General features: G+C 61.2%; 15 protein-coding genes and 1 rRNA gene. 3 read left to right on the top strand and 13 right to left on the bottom strand.

What is annotated here, in order from left to right; genetic code table 11:
- Positions 1 to 1437, bottom strand: a complete 1437-nt coding sequence (locus tag ABIB48_RS00080) for a type III PLP-dependent enzyme domain-containing protein (RefSeq protein WP_354211222.1) — start codon at positions 1435 to 1437, stop codon at positions 1 to 3.
- 180 nt (positions 1438 to 1617) lie between these two features.
- On the opposite strand from ABIB48_RS00080, the gene ABIB48_RS00075 reads away from it, so the two are divergent.
- The 3 genes from ABIB48_RS00075 to ABIB48_RS00065 are packed head-to-tail and all read left to right on the top strand — an operon-like array spanning position 1618 to position 3795.
- The gene (locus ABIB48_RS00075) at positions 1618 to 2637 is read left to right on the top strand and encodes a sugar kinase (RefSeq protein WP_354211220.1); all 1020 of its coding nucleotides are present in this window, start codon (positions 1618 to 1620) and stop codon (positions 2635 to 2637) included.
- On the top strand, positions 2634 to 3398 hold the full coding sequence (locus ABIB48_RS00070) for an IclR family transcriptional regulator (protein ID WP_110105980.1): 765 nt from the start codon (positions 2634 to 2636) through the stop codon (positions 3396 to 3398). The genes ABIB48_RS00075 and ABIB48_RS00070 overlap by 4 nt, the downstream gene beginning before the upstream one ends.
- On the top strand, positions 3391 to 3795 hold the full coding sequence (locus ABIB48_RS00065; protein ID WP_315915649.1) for a RidA family protein: 405 nt from the start codon (positions 3391 to 3393) through the stop codon (positions 3793 to 3795). Before ABIB48_RS00070 ends, ABIB48_RS00065 begins: the two co-directional genes overlap by 8 nt.
- Before the next feature lie 61 nt (positions 3796 to 3856).
- Here ABIB48_RS00065 and xerD read toward each other — a convergent pair whose 3' ends face one another.
- From xerD to rrf, 12 genes are all read right to left on the bottom strand, one after another.
- A complete protein-coding gene (gene xerD / locus ABIB48_RS00060) occupies positions 3857 to 4861 on the bottom strand; it encodes a site-specific tyrosine recombinase XerD (protein ID WP_502914077.1) in 1005 nt (334 codons plus the stop codon).
- Positions 4828 to 5526, bottom strand: a complete 699-nt coding sequence (locus ABIB48_RS00055; protein ID WP_354211217.1) for an NUDIX domain-containing protein — start codon at positions 5524 to 5526, stop codon at positions 4828 to 4830. Before ABIB48_RS00055 ends, xerD begins: the two co-directional genes overlap by 34 nt.
- Positions 5527 to 7233, bottom strand: a complete 1707-nt coding sequence (gene pyrG, locus ABIB48_RS00050) for a CTP synthase (protein WP_110105977.1) — start codon at positions 7231 to 7233, stop codon at positions 5527 to 5529.
- A 60-nt stretch (positions 7234 to 7293) separates the two neighbouring features.
- Complete coding sequence (gene recN, locus ABIB48_RS00045) at positions 7294 to 9021, bottom strand: DNA repair protein RecN (protein ID WP_315915646.1); 1728 nt, start codon at positions 9019 to 9021, stop codon at positions 7294 to 7296.
- Positions 9018 to 10094: an NAD kinase gene (locus ABIB48_RS00040; protein ID WP_110105975.1), complete on the bottom strand. Its 1077-nt coding sequence runs from the start codon at positions 10092 to 10094 to the stop codon at positions 9018 to 9020. The genes recN and ABIB48_RS00040 overlap by 4 nt, the downstream gene beginning before the upstream one ends.
- Before the next feature lie 75 nt (positions 10095 to 10169).
- Complete coding sequence (locus ABIB48_RS00035) at positions 10170 to 10976, bottom strand: TlyA family RNA methyltransferase (RefSeq protein ID WP_354211213.1); 807 nt, start codon at positions 10974 to 10976, stop codon at positions 10170 to 10172.
- A complete protein-coding gene (locus ABIB48_RS00030) occupies positions 10973 to 11209 on the bottom strand; it encodes a hypothetical protein (RefSeq protein WP_354211211.1) in 237 nt (78 codons plus the stop codon). Before ABIB48_RS00030 ends, ABIB48_RS00035 begins: the two co-directional genes overlap by 4 nt.
- On the bottom strand, positions 11206 to 12216 hold the full coding sequence (locus ABIB48_RS00025; RefSeq protein ID WP_354211209.1) for an HAD-IIA family hydrolase: 1011 nt from the start codon (positions 12214 to 12216) through the stop codon (positions 11206 to 11208). Before ABIB48_RS00025 ends, ABIB48_RS00030 begins: the two co-directional genes overlap by 4 nt.
- Positions 12206 to 13114, bottom strand: coding sequence for a tetratricopeptide repeat protein (locus ABIB48_RS00020; RefSeq protein WP_354211207.1), 909 nt, complete (start codon positions 13112 to 13114; stop codon positions 12206 to 12208). Before ABIB48_RS00020 ends, ABIB48_RS00025 begins: the two co-directional genes overlap by 11 nt.
- A gap of 77 nt (positions 13115 to 13191) precedes the next feature.
- Entirely contained in the window at positions 13192 to 14331 is a 1140-nt protein-coding gene (locus ABIB48_RS00015; protein WP_354211205.1) for a hypothetical protein, read from the bottom strand.
- A gap of 105 nt (positions 14332 to 14436) precedes the next feature.
- Entirely contained in the window at positions 14437 to 14928 is a 492-nt protein-coding gene (locus ABIB48_RS00010; protein WP_354211203.1) for an SRPBCC family protein, read from the bottom strand.
- Positions 14929 to 15212: 284 nt separating this feature from the next.
- A 5S ribosomal RNA gene (rrf, locus tag ABIB48_RS00005) occupies positions 15213 to 15329 on the bottom strand.
- Positions 15330 to 15519: the final 190 nt, after the last annotated feature.

Raw genomic sequence — 15519 nt, 5'->3', positions numbered from 1 at the left:
TTAGAAGAAGGTGTGGATGAGATCCACGAGCTGGTAGCCGTTGGAATTTGCTGCCTCTGGGTGCGCGGTCTCTGGGTGCGCCGTGTTAGCCAGGACGGGGATCAGTGTCCACTTGTCGAAGGCCGTGCAGGGGTGGGAGAGGCCCAGACGGACCACGTCGCCAAGGGCGACGGTGGTTGTGGCGGGGTCAAAACGCAGGAAGCAGTGCTGGTCGTTGACGGCGCTGATGGAGGCTCCGTGCAGGGTTTCCAGGGGCCCGCCAAGGGTAGTGCCGAGCATTTGTGGCTCCGGCAGTCCTTCGTCAACAGGCAGGTCGCGCTTGCCGGCGTCAAGGATGGCAAGGCCGGGTTCAGGCTGGGAGACAACCCGCGCCCACGCGTGCATGGCCGAAGCAAAGGGGGCCTGTCCGGCTGCTGCTTCTCCGCCGCGAGCGAAGGGTGAAATGCCCCTGTAGAAGCCGTCGTCGTGGACCATGTAGGCGCCACTGCGGATAATGACATCAATCTGGGGGCTGCTATCTGTTGCCTCGGCACGGCAGGAGCCCAGCACGTTCACCACGTCGTCAAAGTATGCGCTGCCGCCTGCCGTGACAATGAGCTCGGCACCGGGAGCGTATAGCCCCTCGGCCAGCAGCTGCTCATGCAGCTCCTTCACACCCGAAAGGTAGCCGCCCACAGTGGCGAGGTCTGCGACGTCGGCCGTGTGTGCGAGGGAGCCCTCGTAGCCGCCCACGCCAACCAGGCGCAGGTGGGTGGCGGCGCGGATGGCACGGGCAATCTCAAGTGCCCCGGCAATGCTGCGCACACCTGTGCGCCCGCCTGCCCCACCAAGCTCAACGATGACATCCAGTACGGCGCCGGGGCTACCGGCCAGGACGCCTTCCTGCAACGCCACGGTCTGCAGGGAGTCAACCCATGAGACCACAGAGAAATCGGGCCCCTGTGCCCCGGCTAGCCAGGTGATGGCTTGGGGATCCGTCAGGGAGTTGGCGAGCATGACCCGGCGCAGGCCAAACTCATGGCCCACGCGCAGCTGGGACGCGTTGGCCAACGTGATCCCCCAGGCACCGCTTTCGAGCTGGTTCCGCCACATTTGCGGGGCCATGGTGGTCTTGCCGTGCGGGGCAATCAGCACACCCTTTTGCGCACACCAGCGAGCCATGTGGGCTACGTTGGCTGCCATGGCTGCTGCGTCAAGTGTCAGCAAGGGAGTCTGCAGCTCGGCGAGGGAGACTCCGGAGGCCACGTAGTCGCCCGCGCTGCGGCCGTGCGCGGCGGCAGGCAGGGCCTTGTAGCGCCACCCCAGTTCCCGCGCACCCAGGGCATCCACCAGTTCGTCCTTGATGCCTGAGGTGTTCGCGCCTGGTGCGCTAGTGCCTGAAATGTTCGTGCCGTCCGATGACGGTGCGGTGCTGCCCATTGTCAATAGTCCCTTCACAGGCCAACCCTGTGGCCTCGTTGCGTATTCTGCAACGCTAGTTGCAAACTCACCACGAACATGTCTAACATGGTCAGGATTCGTCCGTCAAGGCGGCCATGAGATTCGGGCCACAATATGTGCCGGGCATTGCCCTAACCCGGCGAACCATCCCACCCAAGAGAGAAAGTGCACCAGTTCATGCCATCAGTTGTATGCCTCGGAGAGACGATGGCGATGCTCACCCCCACTGGCAACGTGCCACTGGCCGAAGCCACGGAGCTTTATTACGGAGTGGGCGGCGCTGAGTCGAATGTGGCCATGGGACTGGCCGCCATGGGTGTTGAGGCACACTGGGTTGGCCGGACCGGCCGCGACGGTTTTGGCATTCGCATCTTGGCCGAGCTCGCCTCCCACGGAGTGGGTGTCAGCGGGGTGGAAATGGATGAGGAACTGCCCACCGGCCTTTATGTGAAAGTTCCGGCGGCGCTGAATTCCGCGACAGCAGAAAGCTCGGTGCTGTATTACCGCCAAGGCTCGGCCGCCTCCGCCATGAGTCCGGCCATGTTGACCAACCCGGCCGTATCGTCCCTGCTGGAAGCGGCCGGCCTGATCCACCTCAGTGGCATCACTGCTGCCCTTTCCCCCGGCTGCCGTCAGATGCTCACTGCCGTCCTCACCGCACCGCGCCACGGCCGCTTGGTATCCTTCGACGTCAACTGGCGCGAGGCACTGTGGCGCCGCACGGACAAGGCGGTGCTGCGCACCCTGGCCAACCAGTCCGACGTCGTGCTTGTTGGTACCGATGAGGCCCTGCCCGCCTTCGGCACCAATGACGAGGCGCAGCTCAGGGCCCTGTTGCCGGACACGGCGGTGATTGTGCTCAAGAATGCTGCCAGCTCCGCCATTGCACTCATGCGCGACGGCGGACGGGTGGAAGTGCCGTCGTTGAACGTCACGGTGCTGGAACCTGTTGGTGCCGGTGACGCCTTTGCGGCCGGTTACCTCAGCGGTATGCTCAGCGGCCTGGACCAACGCTCCTCGCTGCGGCGTGGGCATCTCAGCGCGGCCTGCACCCTCACCGTCCCCGGCGACCGCGGCCCGCTACCGGAGGCAGAGGTACTGGAGCGCATCCTGGCCTGCTCGGAAGCGGACTGGGCGGGCACCCATGTGGCGCCGGGGCGGATCGACTCCCCCGCACTATCAGGGGGACAGGCATGAGCCAGAGCCTAATCCGGGCCCTTGGCCTGCTCACCCAACTAGCCAATGGGCCAGCCACGCTCGATGAGCTGGCCACGAACGCCGACGTCCACAAGACAACCGTCATGCGCCTGCTGCACTCCCTTGAGAGTGAGCATTTTTTGGTCCGCAACCGGGCCGGTGAATTCCAGCTGGGACGCAAGCTCTTCGAATTGTCTGCCAAGGCCCTTGAGGAGCGCGACATTCGCCTGGCGGCCCGCCCACACCTGGCCGCCATCAACCAGACCACAGGCCACACCATTCACTTGGCTCAGTTGGAAGGGGCCGAAGTGGTGTACGTCGACAAGTACGAATCCCACCACCCGGTGCGCATGTACTCACGGATCGGGCTGACGGCGGCCCTGCATTCAGCAGCCGTGGCGAAGGTGATTTTGGCCGATATGCCGCGCCAGCAACAAGAACAGATTGCCGCCGGACTGGACTACGTACAGATGACCGAGAACACGCTGACCAGCCCGGAAGCACTACTGACAGAACTTGAGCTGGTCCGTGAACAAGGCTGGGCACATGACAAGTCCGAGCACGAGTCCTTTGTCCACTGCATTGCTGCGCCCATCCGAGACGCCTCCGGGCGGGTGGTGGCGGCAGCGTCAATCTCCGTGCCCGTAGTTCTGCTCAGCTATGAAGATCTCCTGAAATTGTTGCCACCACTAATAACCGCAACCGAGGCCGTTTCGAAAGACCTGGGCTGGGTTCCACCGAAAGGAACACTCCATGAGTGAAAAAACAGTAGTACTGACCACCAACGCGCCGGCACCTGCTTACGTCTTCTCGCAAGGTGTGAAGAAGGGCAATATGTTCCAGGTCTCAGGGCAGGGGCCCATGGACCCTGTTGCCAATGAGTACATTGGTGCAGGGGATGTGAAGGTGCAGACCCGCCGCACGCTGGAAAATGTGAAGGCCATTCTGGCGGCCGGCGGCTCTTCCGTGGAGGACGTCATCATGTTCCGTGTCTACCTGACAAAGCGTGAGGACTTCCCCGCCATGAACGAGGTTTACGGCGATTTCATCAAGGAAAATGTGCCCAGCGGCGCACTGCCCTCACGCACCACTGTCTTCGTGGACCTGCCGCACGAGGTCATGCTGGTGGAAATCGATGCCCTGGCCGTCACGGCGTAGCAACGTTACCTCGGGAGACTTTTAGCGAGATTTTCAGCAGCCCATTCGCGCGCGCCAGCCTTTAGCCCAGCGCGCGTGGATGGGCTGCAGCGTACACTTCACGCAGCGTCTCCGCCGTGACCAAGGTGTACACCTGGGTGGTGGTGACTGAGGCATGGCCAAGGAGCTCCTGGACCACCCTGACATCGGCGCCACCTTCAAGCAGGTGCGTGGCAAAGGAATGACGCAAGGTGTGGGGTGAGACCTCACCTTCGATCTGGGCCTTTTCTGCCACTGTTTTCAAGATGGTCCACACGCTTTGGCGGCTGATTCGTCCGCCCCGGGCGTTCAGGAAAAGCGCAGGAGTCCCCAGGCCCTTAGCCACTAGGGCGGGCCGCCCCCGGACCAAATATGCCTCCAGCGCCCGCAGAGCGTAAGAGCCAAGCGGGACTATCCGCTCCTTGGAACCCTTGCCAAAGAGCCGGACCAGGGAAGGCCCTTCATCAGATTCCGTGGGCAGGACAAGATCATCCACATCCAACCCCACAGCCTCGCTGATGCGGGCTCCCGTGGAGTATAAAAATTCCAGCATGGCCGCATCCCGCAAGCCGGCAGGAGTCTCCGAGCCGGCAGCTTCCAAAATGCGGGTCACGCTGTGCACGCTAATAGCTTTGGGAAGGCGGCGCCCGGCCTGGGGCGGGTGGACATCAGCGGCCGGGTCGGCTGTGCTGATGCCTTCAAGAGCCCAAAACTTATGCAGGCCACGCACCGAAACCACGGTGCGGGCCACTGAGCGCAGACCAAGGGCTGATCCGCCGTCGGCTCCGTCTGATAAACCTTGGGAAAATTCACTGATGTGCCGCCGGGTGATTTGTTCCACCTGGTCCACGCCAGCCGCTGTCAGGAAAAGTCCGTAGCGGCGAAGATCGCGCTCATAGGCTTGGAGCGTATTGGCAGCCAGGCCCCGCTCCACACTCACGTGCAGTAAATAGTCCTTGATGTGCCGGTCTACCGCTGACGGACGCGCCGGCCCGTCAGCACGTGCAGTGGCACTCACTGACCGCGCTGGGCCGGATGTTCCGGCCACGGCGCATGGGCATCACGCAGCTGGCTAAAACCGCCGGCGCTAGCCTGTGCTGCCGCCAAAATTCCGACGACGGCGGACGGGTTGTGGATGCGTCCGGACAGGACTGCTTCAACCGCTTCCGCTAAGTCAACCCACCGGAATGCAATCTCGGCTTCCTCATCCGTGCGTACATGGCGTTGATCCTGCGGCACGGGACTAAGATCCCGGGCCAGATAAATCCTGATGGCCTCGCTGGAGGATCCGGGTGAGTTGAAAAAGTCAGTCAGGACGTGCCACTGCGCTGCCACAAGATCGGCTTCCTCAGCCAATTCCCTGGCAGCCCCAACAACAAAGTCCTCACCCTGAACATCCAGGAGTCCTGCTGGGATTTCCCAGAGAACCATGTGCACCGGGTGGCGGTACTGGCTCAATAACAGGACCTGATTTTCTTCATTGAGCACCACAACTGCCACGGCGCCGGGGTGGGCAATATAGTCCCGTGTCAGCGGCTCCGAGTCCGGCGTGAGACTGAAGGTATCTGAGACAACATCCCAGATTCTTCCCTGGTACACCGTCGAGGAGGACCGCAAGGTGCGGGTGCTAAATTTATCCGCAACGGGCCCCGGGCCGTCCTCCTGTTCAGGAGTTGAACCCGGCCCTGCCAGCGGTGTACCAGGGTCTCTCATCTAGCCCTCCAGCAACCGTGTGGCGTTCTGGCGCTCCAGGGCCGCCGCTACCAGTCCGGCAAAGAGCGGGTGCGGGCGGGTGGGCCGGGAGCTCAGTTCCGGATGTGCCTGGGTGGAGACGTAGTACGGGTGAACCTCGCGAGGCAATTCTACGTATTCAACAAGCTTGCCATCCGGTGACGTTCCAGAGAAGACAAGACCAGCAGCTGCAATCTGCTCACGGTATTTGTTATTGACCTCGTAGCGGTGGCGGTGACGTTCTGCAACATCAGTGGTGCCGTATGTTTGGGCTACAACAGAACCTTCCGTGAGCACTGCCGGGTAGAGTCCCAAGCGCATGGTGCCGCCAAGATCTCCCTTGCCGTCCACAATGTCCTGCTGCTCTTCCATGGTGGCAATGACCGGGTACTTCGGGTCCTCGTCAAACTCGGAGGAGGAAGCCCCTTCGAGTCCCACAACGTTGCGTGCGTACTCAATCACCATTGACTGCAGCCCCAGGCAAAGGCCCAAGGTGGGGATCAGGTTTTCGCGGGCAAACTTCAAAGCGCCCAGCTTGCCTTCCAAACCGCGGATGCCGAACCCACCCGGGACGCAGATAGCGTCAACATCGGCCAGGGCCGTGCGGGCACCGGCCTCGGTGGCGCAGTAATCGGAGGGGACCCAGCGGATCTTGACCTTGGTGGCGTTGGCGAAACCGCCGGCCCGCAGCGCCTCAGTCACGGACAGGTAGGCGTCAGGCAAATCGATGTACTTGCCCACCAGGGCAATCTCAATGTGGTGTGCGGGGTTGTTCACTACTTCGAGCAGCTTGTCCCACTTGGTCCAGTCAACGTCCTTGAAGGGCAAGTCCAGGGCGCGAACAATGTAGGAGTCAAGTCCCTGCTCGTGCAAGGTCTTGGGGATCTGGTAAATACTGGAAGCATCCGGGCAGCCAATGACGGCTTCCACATCCACGTCACAGGCACGACCAATTTTGGCATGCATGGCGTCGGGCAGAATACGGTCTGACCGCAAGATGATGGCGTCAGGCTGGATACCTAGGGAGCGCAGCGCAGCAACTGAGTGCTGGGTGGGCTTGGTCTTGAGTTCCTGCGACGGGCCAATGTAAGGCACCAGTGAGACGTGGGCGAAGAACACGTTGTTGCGGCCCACGTCCTGGCGCACCTGGCGTGCGGACTCCAAGAACGGCTGAGACTCAATGTCTCCCACCGTGCCGCCGATTTCGGTGATGATCACATCAGGTGCGTTCTCCCCTTCGGATGGCAGGCGCATGCGGCGCTTGATCTCATCAGTGATGTGCGGGATGACCTGCACCGTGTCACCTAAGTACTCGCCGCGGCGTTCCTTGGCAATAACGGTGGAGTACACCTGTCCTGTTGTGACGTTGGCAGAACCTTCAAGATTTTCATCAAGGAAGCGCTCGTAATGGCCAATGTCCAAGTCCGTTTCGGCGCCGTCGTCAGTGACGAAGACTTCACCGTGCTGGAAGGGATTCATTGTGCCTGGATCCACATTGAGGTAGGGATCGAGCTTCTGCATTGTTACCGAGAGGCCGCGTGCGCGCAGGAGGTGACCGAGGCTAGAAGCCGTCAGTCCCTTGCCGAGCGAGGAAGCGACTCCGCCGGTGACGAAGATATGTTTGGTCGTCTTGGACTGACCACTGAACCGGGAATTTGATCGTTGCACCACGGGATTTGAGCCTATCATCTAATGAACCAATAAACGTTCGCGAACGGTGCACAATTTCTGTGCACCCACCCCTTATTTTTACTTTGCTACCCTTGCGGCCTGTGCCAACAGTTCCTTGGCATGGGCCTGTGCGGTGGCGGAATCTTCCTGTCCTGCCAGCATACGGGCCAGCTCAACCACCCGTTCCTCATAGCTGAGAATCTTCACATTGCTGGTGGTAATCCCTGTTGAGTTTTTGCTCACAGAGCTCTTGGTCACCAACACGTGATGGTCCGCAAACGCGGCCACTTGGGGCAGATGCGTCACCACCAGAACCTGCACGTGCTCGGCGAGCATGGCAAGCCTGCGACCAATTTCCACCGCAGCTTTGCCACCCACCCCCGAGTCGACTTCGTCAAACACAAAAGTGGGAACGGGGTCTACGGCCGCCAACACCACTTCCAGCGCCAGCATCACTCGGGAAAGTTCACCACCGGAGGCCCCCTTACCCAGGGGGCGCGGCAGTGCGCCGGCATGAGGAGCCAAGAGGAAGGCGATGTCATCCTCGCCGTGGATACTCCGTTCGGCACCAGTAATCTCAATGACCAGCCTGGCATCGGGCATGGCGAGAGCCTTCAGCTCGGCACTGACAGCCTTGGCAAGCTTCGCCCCAGCCTTGTGCCGTAACGCGCTCACCTCCCCCGCCAACACGCCCAGTTCGGCCAGCGCAGCCACTTCCTCGGCTTCCAGCGTTTCAATCCGGCCAGAATCATCGCTGAGCTCGCTCAGGCGCAGCCGTGCAGCATCTGCCCACTCAATGACTTCATCAATGCTGGGAGCATACTTGCGCACCAGAACGGCCAACTCCCCGCGGCGGTCCTCCACCTCGGCCAGCCGGCCAGGGCCCTCCGTGTCCAGGTTCGTGGCATAGCTGGCAAGGTCCCGGGCAATATCGGCCAATAAAAAGCCCACTTCGGAGAGACGCTTAGTGGTTTGCACCAGTTCTTCATCCGCGTCAGCTACCGCTTCCACCTGCCGTTTGGCACTGTCCACGAGGGTGATGGCATCCAACCCGTCACCGTAGTCAGCAGCACTGAGCGCCTCATGAGCGCCGAGAGTAGCTTTGCGCAGTTCCTCCACGTTGCCCAGCTTCACGGCCTGTGCCTTGAGGATTTCATCTTCCGCCGGAAGCGGTTCAACGGCATCAATCTCGGCCAGTGCGGTGGTCAAGGAGTCGGCTTCGCGCAAACGTTCCCGGCTCGCGGAACGCAGTTCCTGCAGTTGGACCTGGACGGCCCGCCACCGCTCAAAAACACTCTTGTAACTGCGCAGCTTTCCGGTAAAGCCCTTGTTGGCCTCCGCCGCATACTTATCCAGGGCAACACGTTGAGCTGAGGGATTCTTGAGTCTGATCTGATCCGACTGCCCGTGCACGGCAACTAAGGTCTCCCCTATTTCGCTGAGGACACCAATGGGGGCGCTGCGTCCGCCCACGTGGGCGCGACTGCGTCCATCCGCACTGACGGTGCGGGCCAGAATCAGCTCGGCACCGCCGTCGAACTCGTCAAGGTCCGCGCCGGCCTCCACAGCCCGTAGCAGGGCCGGATGCCCCGCTGGCAGGGTCACAGTTGCCTCCGCGGAGGCCGTTTTGGCTCCTGTGCGCACGGCCCCGGCATCCGCGCGGTTTCCCAACAAGAGCCCGACGGCGGTCACCACCATGGTCTTTCCGGCCCCGGTTTCACCACTGACCACACTGAGCCCAGGTCCCAGCGGCAGGGTGGATTCGGAGATGACACCCAAGTCCCGGATCCGGATTTCTTCGATCATGCGTTGTCCTGCCCGTAGTATCCCGTGGTTCCTGAATAGCTCTCTGTGTGGGTCACAATGGTCAGGTCCGGGGGCTGGGGAATCTGCCCGGCCGGGTGCCCCTCAAGAGGACTCTTGGGCTTGGGCGTTCTGATGATGGGTAATTGTGTGGTGGGTACCGAAGACTCCTCCACGGAGGGCCCGCGCCAGCCCTGGACAGGGAGCTCAAACTTGCGCACCAGGCGTTCGGAAAAGGTGGATTGCTGGGTTCGGGCCAACTTCACCGGTTTCGCCGAGCGGGTGACCTCAATGCGTGCCCCTGGCAGGAGTTCCACGGTGCGCCGGCCATCACACCAAATGACCCCATGCGCGCCGTTGCGGCTCAAAACTTCCACGGCCAGTGTGGAGGTGGGAGCCACCACGAGTGGTTTTGCAAACAAGGCGTGGGCGCTGATGGGGACCATGAGCAGGGCTTCCACGGTGGGCCAAACAACAGGTCCCCCGGCGGAGAAAGCATAGGCCGTGGACCCTGTGGGGGTGGCCATGACCACGCCGTCGCAACCGAAGGAGGTCAGCGGACGTCCATCAACTTCGGTAACAACTTCAATCATGCGTTCCCGGTTGCCCTTTTCCAGAGCCACCTCGTTCAACGCCCAGGTGTGAGCCATGACCTTCCCGGCCACCCTGACAATAACGTCCAGGCACATGCGTTCCTCCACGGAGTACCTGCGTTGAACAACGGCGGAGACCGTCTGAATGAGCTCTTCTCGCTCACTCTCCGCCAAGAAACCCACATGGCCCAGGTTGACCCCGAGCAAGGGGACATCATAATCCCGGACGATCTCGGCGGCGCGCAAAATGGTTCCGTCCCCACCCAACACCATGACAAGTTCAATCTCGGCGAGCGTGACATCCCTGTCAAGGATTTCCATGTTGACGCTGGAAACACCCAAGTAACCTGTCATATCGGCAAGTTCATCGCCGTACATGACGGGAACAATGTTGTTGGCATGTAGTTCCACGCACGCCTCAAGGGCTGCAAGCATCGACTCTTCACGGCCCGTATGGGCCAGAATCAAGACGCGCCGAGTCATGTGCTGTTTCCTCATCCTCGTGTAGCTGTTCTGGTGGGGCTGTTGTACCCGGTTTTCCAAACGCCCAGTGAGGGCTCAGGGCCAGAGTAGCGACAATAACGTCTCCACGGAGCGGTCCTGTTCTTCGATCTTAGGTGCAGGCGCCGACACAAGGCGGCTGGCCAGTAGGAAATACTCAATATTTCCATCTTGCCCGGGCAGCGGACTCACCCCAATGCCCTCCAAAAGTAGCCCATTTGCCACCGCAGCGGAGGCAACCACGGCCACGGCCCGGCGTCGTTCATTCTCACTGCTCACCACGCCTGTCCGGGCCAGACGGTCCTTACCAACCTCAAATTGTGGCTTGACCATTAAGACTAATTGCCCGCCCACCTTGGTTGAGAGCGTCAAGGGCGCCATGACAAGGGTCAGGGAAATGAAGGAAAGATCGCAGACCGTGAGATCTGCTGGCCCGCCAATGTCCTCCGGGAGCATGTAGCGGATGTTTAGCCCCTCGTGGACGGCCACCCGAGTGTCATTGCGCAGCGAATCCACCAATTGTCCGTGCCCCACATCCACGGCGGCCACGGTGGCGGCACCCCGGCGTAGGAGCACATCGGTGAAGCCACCGGTGGACGCTCCGGCATCCAGGCAGCGCTTGCCGGCAATGGACACATCAGGGAAATACGCCAAAGCACCGGCCAGTTTGTGTCCGGCCCTGGAGACGTAGTCCTCTTCCGTTCCTGGCAGCACCATAATGTCACTGTGCTCATCCACACTCAGCGCAGACTTGCGGACCGGGGCGCCGCCCACCTGCACGCGCCCGGCCTTGATGAGCGTTGCCGCCACGGTGCGTGAGCGCGCAAGCCCGCGGTTAACGAGTTCTTGATCCAGCCTGGTCATGGTAGCTCCCGGTTCTTACGCGGAGTGCCGGCCGGCGCAGTTGCGGGATCGGCATCCAGTTCGCGTTCCAGCCCCTCAATGACGGCCGAATACACCGCTTTGTGCTCGCCGGCGGAGAGCTGGCTTGTTGATGCAGCCAGGTCCACGAGGGCGTCCACGGACGGATCTCCTGTGGGCACGGTCACGCGCTCAGTGGTGGGCTCAGTGGTGAGCTCAGTTACGGGCTCAATCATGGGAGTTCCACGCACCAGTCAAGGAACGGATCAGTGGCCTGTGCAGCCTCAGGAACGGCCCGCCACCATGCGGCACAGGCAACACGCCAAGCATTGAGATCGTCGGCATGCCCAGCAATCTGCACGCCTTGGCGCCCGCTTTGATCCACAACTACGCGTGCGGCAGCAGCACCACAGGTGAGTATGCCGGCGTGGAACGTCACCTCCGGATAGGGGGCATACAACTCACCCAAGTCCGCAATGATGAAGTGCGGGCGTTCCGCAGAGCGGGCCCGCAGCGCCGAGTCCCCTGAATCAACACCGGTAAGGACCAGCGCCGTGGCCATACCGGCGTTGTTACCGCCGAGAATATCCGTGTCCAGTCTGTCGCCCACAACCAGCGGAGCCAGCACCTGCAGCCGGCTCGCCGCAGTATGAAACAAGGGCGCCTCAGGCTTTCCCGCAACTAACGGATCATGCCCGACGGCGGCCCGAACCGCTGCGACCAAGGTCCCGTTCCCCGGGGCAATGCCACGCTCACGAGGAATGGTCATGTCGGTATTGGTAGCAATCCACACAGCACCTGCGTTGATGGCGTAGGTAGCTTCAGCCAGATCTGCCCAGCCAAGGGACGGGTCAAAGCCCTGAATAACCACCTCGGGTGCCTCATGAGCACTGTCAACAACACTCATTCCTAAGCCTTGAACTTCTTGGGCCAGAGCCGTGCTGCCAGTGACCAGAACCTTGGTGCCAGCCGGGAATTTTTTGGCCAGAAGGGCCGCTCCAGCTTGGGCTGAACTGACCACCTGGCCGTCCTCGGCAGGAGCTCCAAGCTCACGCAAATGCGCGGCAACCTGCGCTGGCGTACGTGAGGCGTTATTCGTTACGTACGCCAGCTTGACGTTGCGGGCCGCGAGGCCATTCAGAGCCTCAATGGCTCCGGGAATGGCGGCTGGACCGGCGTAAACCACGCCATCCAGATCCGCCAATACCGCATCAAAATCAGTCAGCAAGATATTAGTGCTCACTGCTGGGATTATCTGATTCCTCGCCTTCAGCAGCGCTGAACTCGTCTTCTTCTACACTGTCAGCGTCTGATTCAGCATCATCGGATTCGAAGTAGGAGGACTCGGCGTCATCGGTATTGACCTCGTCCTGGCTCCCATCCTCTGAGGTGAGTTCGGCGCTTTGTACCTTGGCGTCGTCGTCCATGACCGGCGCGGTGGCCGGTTCCATGACATCAGCAACACGCACGCGCGGCGATTCCAACGGGATGTCCTCATCGTCGCCCAGATCAATGATGAGCTGGTCAAATCCCTCGTCCACACCCAGTGCTTCCTCAGCAACAAGTGCCTGGCGCTCCCAGGTCTTGGCTTCATCCTTACGATCGACTGCGCGCAGCACCATGCCGTAGGCACGGAACAGGCGGGGGCTGAAGGAGAAGGCGCGGTTGATATCCAACTGCGGGATTTCCAGGGCTGAGAGGGCTGCTTCCATTTCGCCAAGGTCGCCGCGGGCACCGGATTCAACAATGGCCAGTTCTACCTTGCCGGCAGTGTCCAACGTTTGTGCGTCCTCGGACTGGATGAGGTCAATAGCTTTGTCGGGTCGGCCCAGACCGCGTTCACAGTCAGCCATGAGCGGCAAGTGGACGTTGGAACCGCTGATGCGGCGGAAGGTGCGCAATTCACGCAGGGCTTCCCCGTACTTGCCTGCCGCGTAGGCTGTCATGGCAACAGCTTCACGGACACAGGCCAGACGGCCACCGCGACGGCTTGCAGCCAGCGCGTGCTCGAAAGCCAGCTCAGGAACAAAATCGATCAAACGCCCGGCCATGACCAAGTGCTTGGATACCCACTCGTTGTTGCGCTCGTCGAGGATCCGAAGCTGGGCGCGGGTTACCTTGTCCAGTTCCTGGCCTGTCACATCCGGATCAATCTCCGGTGAACGGTCGCGGTCCGGGCGGTTGGAACTGCGCAGGTCCGCTGCGTTGCGTTCCGGTGCTACGCGGGGACCGCGGTCTTCCCGATCGCTATGCGGACGGGCACTGCTGGTGCGGTCACTGCTGGTACGTCCACCCTGGCCACCACGGTTATCGCGGTCACCGTATGAAGGACGGTCGTTGCTACGGGCGGGACGGTCACCGTAGGGGCGGTCTCCACCAGTGCGTGCCGGACGGTCATCGCGGTTGCCGTATGAAGGGCGTGAATCGCGGTCACCGGTAGGGCGGCCACCTTGGCCACCACGGTTATCGCGGTCACCGTATGAAGGACGGTCATTGCTACGTGCGGGACGGTCACCGTAGAGGGGCGGTCTCCACCAGTGCGTGCCGGACGGTCGTCGCGGTTGCCGTATGAGGGGCGTGAATCGCGGTCACCAGTGGGGCGGCCACCCTGGCCACCACGGTTATCGCGGTCACCGTATGAAGGGCGATCATTGCTACGTGCGGGACGGTCACCGTAGGAAGGGCGGTCGTTGCTACGGACGGGACGGTCGCCGTAGGGGCGGTCTCCACCAGTGCGGGCCGGACGGTCGTCGCGGTTGCCGTATGAAGGACGTGAATCGCGGTCACCGGTAGGGCGGCCACCTTGGCCACCACGGTTATCGCGGTCACCGTATGAGGGGCGGTCGTTGCTACGGGCGGGACGGTCACCGTAGGGGCGGTCTCCACCAGTGCGGGCCGGACGGTCATCGTAGGGGCGATCTCCACCAGTGCGGGCCGGACGGTCGTCGCGGTTGCCGTATGAAGGGCGTGAATCGCGGTCACCGGTAGGGCGGCCACCTTGGCCACCACGGTTGTCACGCTCACCATAAGGCTTACGGTCTTCTCGACGTCCATTAACCATGGGGCGGTCAGCGCTGCGGTTATCACGGTCACCGTATGAAGGGCGTGAGTCGCGGTCACCGGCAGGGCGTCCACCTTGGCCACCACGGTTATCGCGGTCACCGTATGAGGGGCGATCGTTGCTACGGGCAGGACGATCACCATAGCTACGGCTGCTGTTGTTGCCGCGCTCGTTGTAAGGTCGCGCTGGCTGACGATCATTCGTCGCCGGGCGGTCACCATAAGGCCGACCGCTGTTCCCCTTGTTGTCTTGTCCGCGTGAGTTGTCTTCGCGTTTTCCCTCGTAATGCTCAGCCATGCCGACTCCTAAACCTTCGAGCGCACTAACTGGCACAGTAACAGCCGCTCTTCACTTTTGATGTTCTTCGAAAAAATCCTTGGACGCTTTGGTCCAGCTACCAGTCTAGTCGAGCTGAACGGCTCCACCCATGAATCTGGCGTATCTGGACAAGATGAGTGACCAATCACAGAAAAACTCCCCCTCACCTAGGCTGTCCAAGCCCTGCAGCGTGTGAAAAGTAGCTTTGACGCGAGTCATCCCCCCTTCGACAAGATCGAAGCTAATATCAACCTCACGTTCTTCAACAGATTCATTGCCGAAAGCCCACACCAGACTCAAATGGGTTGGCGACTCCCAGGACTCTATGTCTGCCAAGATGATCTCCTCACCCTCGAGGGATTCCTCCACCAAGTGATCACGGAGCATCGCGACATGGCTACTTTCACCGAACACACTCTGTTCAGCTACCGGCCACCAAAGATGGATGCCGTCGGTGAAGCCATCGAAGGCCTCATCAGATGGGACGCCAATCACCACCTCAAGTGCAGCCTCTTCAGTTGGCTGTAGAGACACATAGTCGGGTTCGTGCGCGTGAGAAAAAAGATTCTGCATCAAGCCACCATACTCTCTTTGGCCACGGGCTGGATGCCGCTCAATGTGCTCGGCACGGGTGGTCGCGGCAGGGCTTGCAGGGCGAGGTGGTCGCGTCAAAATTATGGCTCGCCGGCGCCTTCGGGTGGTGGATTGTTAAACAAGTGGAGCCGCCCTGGTGCGGGACGGCTCGAGTGGTGGTGGTTATTGTTGCTGGTGTTGATAGCCCGGTGGTTCTGAAAAAGGTGGTGTTAAAGGTGGGGAGGCCCCGCACCTGGTGGTGTGGGGCCTCTACCCTTTTTGGTGTTGTCCGGCGGTGTCCTACTCTCCCACATCCTCACGAATGCAGTACCATCGGCGCTGTGGGTCTTAGCTTCCGGGTTCGGAATGGGACCGGGCGTTTCCCCCACGCTATGACCACCGTAACTCGTTCCCCGACCCTGTGTGGGGGTGGGTGGCTTGTTGGGTGTTCTTGTGATGAACAACAGTATTTTATTGTACATGTTTTTACTAAGGGTTGCGGACCGGGGTCCGTGTTTGTTAGTAAAATCATGGTTGGTTTCCTTGGCCAGTAAACCGGGTGGGTTTGTTGGTTGGGAACCACATAGTGAACGC

The organism is Arthrobacter sp. UYCu511 (genome assembly GCF_040547105.1).
GTDB lineage: Bacteria > Actinomycetota > Actinomycetes > Actinomycetales > Micrococcaceae > Specibacter > Specibacter psychrochitiniphilus.
Note: the sequence above shows the minus strand (reverse complement) of the source record. Positions and strands in the feature narration are given on the sequence as shown.

Excerpts from the sequence above, each read along its gene's own strand:
- ABIB48_RS00075 (WP_354211220.1), top strand. The coding sequence starts at position 1,618 with ATGCCATCAGTTGTATGCCTCGGAGAGACGATGGCGATGCTCACCCCC.
- ABIB48_RS00070 (WP_110105980.1), top strand. The coding sequence starts at position 2,634 with ATGAGCCAGAGCCTAATCCGGGCCCTTGGCCTGCTCACCCAACTAGCC.
- ABIB48_RS00065 (WP_315915649.1), top strand. The coding sequence starts at position 3,391 with ATGAGTGAAAAAACAGTAGTACTGACCACCAACGCGCCGGCACCTGCT.
- ABIB48_RS00055 (WP_354211217.1), bottom strand. The coding sequence starts at position 5,526 with ATGAGAGACCCTGGTACACCGCTGGCAGGGCCGGGTTCAACTCCTGAA.
- pyrG (WP_110105977.1), bottom strand. The coding sequence starts at position 7,233 with ATGATAGGCTCAAATCCCGTGGTGCAACGATCAAATTCCCGGTTCAGT.
- recN (WP_315915646.1), bottom strand. The coding sequence starts at position 9,021 with ATGATCGAAGAAATCCGGATCCGGGACTTGGGTGTCATCTCCGAATCC.
- ABIB48_RS00040 (WP_110105975.1), bottom strand. The coding sequence starts at position 10,094 with ATGACTCGGCGCGTCTTGATTCTGGCCCATACGGGCCGTGAAGAGTCG.
- ABIB48_RS00035 (WP_354211213.1), bottom strand. The coding sequence starts at position 10,976 with ATGACCAGGCTGGATCAAGAACTCGTTAACCGCGGGCTTGCGCGCTCA.
- ABIB48_RS00030 (WP_354211211.1), bottom strand. The coding sequence starts at position 11,209 with ATGATTGAGCCCGTAACTGAGCTCACCACTGAGCCCACCACTGAGCGC.
- ABIB48_RS00015 (WP_354211205.1), bottom strand. The coding sequence starts at position 14,331 with ATGGCTGAGCATTACGAGGGAAAACGCGAAGACAACTCACGCGGACAA.